4 protein-coding genes are annotated in these 4073 nt (G+C 71.3%); 3 read left to right on the forward strand and 1 reads right to left on the reverse strand.

The genetic code is table 11. The features are described 5' to 3' along the window. On the reverse strand, positions 1–604 hold a 604-nt coding region (locus FV223_RS21725), incomplete at its 3' end, for a transglycosylase domain-containing protein (protein ID WP_348644815.1). Between the two features lie 99 nt (positions 605–703). Between FV223_RS21725 and FV223_RS21730 the strand changes: the two genes are divergently transcribed. The 3 genes from FV223_RS21730 to leuB are packed head-to-tail and all read left to right on the forward strand — an operon-like array spanning position 704 to position 4065. Next, a complete protein-coding gene (locus tag FV223_RS21730; protein WP_147728945.1) occupies positions 704–1666 on the forward strand; it encodes a polyprenyl synthetase family protein in 963 nt (320 codons plus the stop codon). An 18-nt stretch (positions 1667–1684) separates the two neighbouring features. Next, complete coding sequence (locus FV223_RS21735; protein WP_147728946.1) at positions 1685–2965, forward strand: acyltransferase family protein; 1281 nt, start codon at positions 1685–1687, stop codon at positions 2963–2965. Next, positions 2962–4065: a 3-isopropylmalate dehydrogenase gene (gene leuB, locus FV223_RS21740; protein ID WP_147728948.1), complete on the forward strand. Its 1104-nt coding sequence runs from the start codon at positions 2962–2964 to the stop codon at positions 4063–4065. Before FV223_RS21735 ends, leuB begins: the two co-directional genes overlap by 4 nt. Positions 4066–4073 lie beyond the last annotated feature (8 nt).

A 4073-nucleotide genomic window follows, 5' to 3' on the forward strand; every position in this document is an offset into this window, starting at 1 on the left:
GGATCGGGTTCGGCAGGGTCGCGGCGAGCAGGGCCGCCTCGCCGCGGGTGAGGTCGCGGGCGTTCTTGCCGAACCAGTGCCGGGCGGCGGCCTGCGCGCCGTAGACGCCGTCGCCCCACTCGGCGACGTTGAGGTAGATCTCCATCATCCGCCGCTTGCCCCAGAGCGCGTCGAGGAGAAACGCGAGCGGGATCTCCAGCGCCTTGCGGAGGTAGGACCGGCCGGGCCAGAGGAAGACGTTCTTCACCGTCTGCATCGCGATCGTCGAGGCGCCGCGGCTCGGGCCGTCCTCGTCGTCGACCACGTCGCGCAGGGCCCCGACGTCGACCCCGTTGTCGAGGCAGAAGCGCTGGTCCTCGGAGGCGACCACCGCCTGGACCAGCGCCGGCGCGATCGCCGACAGCGGCACCGCCTCGCGAGCCACCGGCTGCAGCGTCAACCATCGCCCGAGCATCAGGGTTGAGGGCGGCGTCACCGCGCTATAGAGCAGCGCCAGCGCGAGCATGAGGACGATCCCGACCGCCGGGACGAGCAGGATGCGCCCGACGAGCTTCCGGACCCGCCGCGACGGTGGCGGCAGCTGCGGGCGCCCCAGCGACCTCAGGTCCCGCGCCTCGGTACTCTGCGCGTCGCGACCCGGCGCCGCTTTGCTATCGTCCACCCGCACCGTGTCGCGTCCCACTCCCGCCAAGGCCCGTTCCCGATGACCTCAACGCAGGCTCACCCCGCTCCGGTCAAGTCGCAAGCCGCCGGCGACGGGTTTTCCCACAAGCTCGCCCGCGTGGCCGACACGGTGGAGACCTTCCTGGTCGAGCGCCTCGGCCCCGAGGTCGGCCCCGGCGAGATCGCGCGCCCGCCCCGCCTGATGGAGGCGATGCGCCATGCGGTGCTCGGCGGCGGCAAGCGCCTGCGCCCGTTCCTCGCGGTCGAGACCGCGCGCATGCTCGGCGGCTCCGAGGCCGGCGCGCTCGCGGCCGGCGCCGGCGTCGAGCTGGTGCACTGCTACTCGCTCGTCCACGACGACATGCCGGCGATGGACGACGACGACATGCGCCGCGGCAAGCCGACCGTGCACAAGGCCTACGACGAGGCCACCGCGATCCTCGTCGGCGACGCGCTGCAGACCCTGGCCTTCGAGATCGTGGCCGACCCGACCTGGCAGCCCGACCCGTCGATCCGTGCCGACCTCGTGCTCGGCCTCGCCCGCGCCTCGGGCTTGGGCGGCATGGTCGGCGGCCAGCTGCTCGACCTGACGGCGGAAGGCCGCTTCGGCCCGGTCTCCCTCGACGTGGACGACACGCTGCGGATGCAGGCGATGAAGACCGGCGCCATCCTCGCCTTCTCGGTCGAGGCCGGCGCGATGGTCGGCGGCGCCACCCGGGACGAGCGCGCCGCGCTGCTGCGCTACGGCCTCGCGCTGGGCCAGGCCTTCCAGATCGCCGACGACATCCTCGACCGCGAGGCCTCGCCGGAGGCGATGGGCAAGGCCACCGGCAAGGACAAGGACGCCGGCAAGGCGACCCTCGTCGACCGCCTCGGCCTCGACGGCGCCCGGGCCGAGTGCGACCGGCTGGTCGGCGTCTGCGAGGAGGCGGTGGCCCGCTGGGGCGACCGGGCGCGGACCTTGTGCGAGGCGGCCCGCTTCACGGTGGCGCGGAAGGTGTGATCGCCCCGGCCGGACGCGATGTCCACCATCGCGGCCGGGGACGGGACCGACCGTGAGCGCCGCGTCGACCTCGACTGGCTCAGGATCATCGCCTTCGCGATCCTGATCTTCTACCATGTTGGGCTGCTCTACCTGCCGTGGCCCTATCACGCGAAGAGTTCGCATCGCGTCCCCGCGATCGAGCCGCTGATGCGGCTCGTCAACCCGTGGCGGCTCCTGCTGCTCTTTCTGATCTCCGGATGCGCAACGCGTTTCCTGGCTCGGCGGATGCCGCCGGGAGCGCTTCTCGCCGGCCGCTCCGTCCGGCTGCTGGTCCCGCTGGTGTTCGGGATGCTGGTGATCGTGCCGCCGCAATCCTACGTGCAGGCAGTCGAGCAGTTCGCCTACCGCGCTGGCTTCCTGCACTTCTATGTCGCCGAATACCTCGGCGGGACGCGGCGCCTCTGCCGGGCGACATGCCTCGCGCTGCCGACCTGGAACCACCTCTGGTTCGTCCTGTATCTCTACGCCTACACCCTGGTGCTGATCGCGCTGACGATCCTGCTTCGCCCCGTCCGGGCGAGCGTCGGCGCCTTCGTGGACAGGGCCGCGGCGAACGGCGCCTTCGTCGTCGCGCCCGTTCTCCTGCTGATTCTCGCCCGAGCCGCCCTCCTCCCCTCGTTCCCTCCCAACGACGCCTTCGTCGGCGATTGGTACGCCCACAGCATCTACCTGGCGGCCTTCCTGCTCGGGTTTCTCATGGCCGGCTGCGACGTTGCCTGGAAGAGCCTCGACCGGTGCCGGTGGCCGGCATCGATCCTCGCGGCGGCGGTCTCGGCCGTCGCGTGGCCGGGCCATCCGGCCGATCCCTCGTTCGGCTGGACCGCGCTTCTGCACCGCCACGAGACGATCGCCATGCCCGTCTATCAATGGAGCGTGATCATCGCGATGCTCGCGTTCGGACGGCGCCTGCTGCCGCGGACGGATGGTCCCTGGCGACGCTATCTCACCGCGGCGGTGTTTCCGTTCTATCTCGTGCACCAGACCGCGATCGTGCTCGCGGCCTACGCTCTGCGCGACGCCGGATGGTCGGCCGCGGCGGAGGCGGCGGCCATCGTATCGATCACGGTGGTGTCCTGCCTCGCCACCTTCGAGATTGTGCGCCGCAGCCGATGGTTGCGGCCGTTGTTCGGCTTGCGCCGAGTTCGGACGGCGTCGCCCGCCGATGCCGGCGGGCATTTCAAACCCCTTGCCAACGGATCGAAGCCCTCGATACATCCGCCCGATCGATCGGCCCCGGGCAAAAGCGACGCGCCATGACCACCTACAAGCTCCTGCTCCTGCCCGGCGACGGGATCGGCCCCGAGGTGATGGCCGGCGTCGAGACGGTGCTGACGGCGCTGGCCGAGACCGGGCTCGCCACCTTCGAGGCCGAGACCGACCTCGTCGGCGGCTCGGCCATCGACGCCCACGGCAAGCCGCTCTCGGATGCGACGCTGGCCAAGGCCGACGCGGCGGACGCGATCCTGCTCGGGGCCGTCGGCGGGCCGAAGTGGAACGGCGTGGCCTACGAGATCCGCCCCGAGGCCGGCCTGCTGCGGCTGCGCAAGGACCTCGGCCTGTTCGCGAACCTGCGCCCGGCGATCTGCTACCCGGCGCTGGCCGACGCCTCGGCGCTCAAGCGCGAGCTGGTCGAGGGCCTCGACATCATGATCGTGCGCGAGCTCACCGGCGGCGTCTATTTCGGCGAGCCGAAGGAGATCACCACCCTGCCCGACGGCTCGAAGCGGGCCGTGGACACTCAGGTCTACACCACCGCCGAGATCGAGCGGATCGCGCACATCGCCTTCGATCTCGCGGGCAAGCGCTCCGGCCGGGTCGCCTCCGCCGAGAAGCACAACGTGATGAAGTCCGGCGTGCTGTGGAAGGAGGTCGTCACCGAGGTGCACGCCCGCCACTACGCGGGGATCGCGCTGGAGCACGTGCTCGCCGACAACTGCGCGATGCAGCTGGTGCGGCGCCCGAAGCAGTTCGACGTGCTGGTGACGGACAACCTGTTCGGCGACGTGCTCTCCGACGTCGCCGCCATGCTCACCGGCTCGCTCGGGATGCTGCCCTCGGCCTCCCTCGGCGCGGTCGACGCGCGCGGAACCCGGAAGGCGCTCTACGAGCCGGTGCACGGCTCGGCGCCCGACATCGCCGGCCAGGACAAGGCCAACCCGATCGCGATGATCGGCTCGCTCGCCATGTGCCTGCGCTACTCGTTCGGCCTCGGCGAGGCGGCCGACCTCGTCGACCGCGCGATCACCAACGGCCCGTTCATCGGCGCCCGCTCGAGCGCCATCCGCAACGTCGACTTCTCGGCGATCGACGCGATCGATCCGACCTCCTACGTCGCGCGCTACGGCAACCCGTACTAAGCCGACAC

Source organism: Methylobacterium sp. WL116, assembly GCF_008039455.1.
Taxonomy (GTDB): Bacteria; Pseudomonadota; Alphaproteobacteria; order Rhizobiales; family Beijerinckiaceae; genus Methylobacterium.

What these genes read in the sequence shown, in the direction of transcription:
- FV223_RS21730 (WP_147728945.1), top strand. Translation starts at nt 704, where the DNA reads ATGACCTCAACGCAGGCTCACCCCGCTCCGGTCAAGTCGCAAGCCGCC.
- FV223_RS21735 (WP_147728946.1), top strand. Translation starts at nt 1,685, where the DNA reads ATGTCCACCATCGCGGCCGGGGACGGGACCGACCGTGAGCGCCGCGTC.
- leuB (WP_147728948.1), top strand. Translation starts at nt 2,962, where the DNA reads ATGACCACCTACAAGCTCCTGCTCCTGCCCGGCGACGGGATCGGCCCC.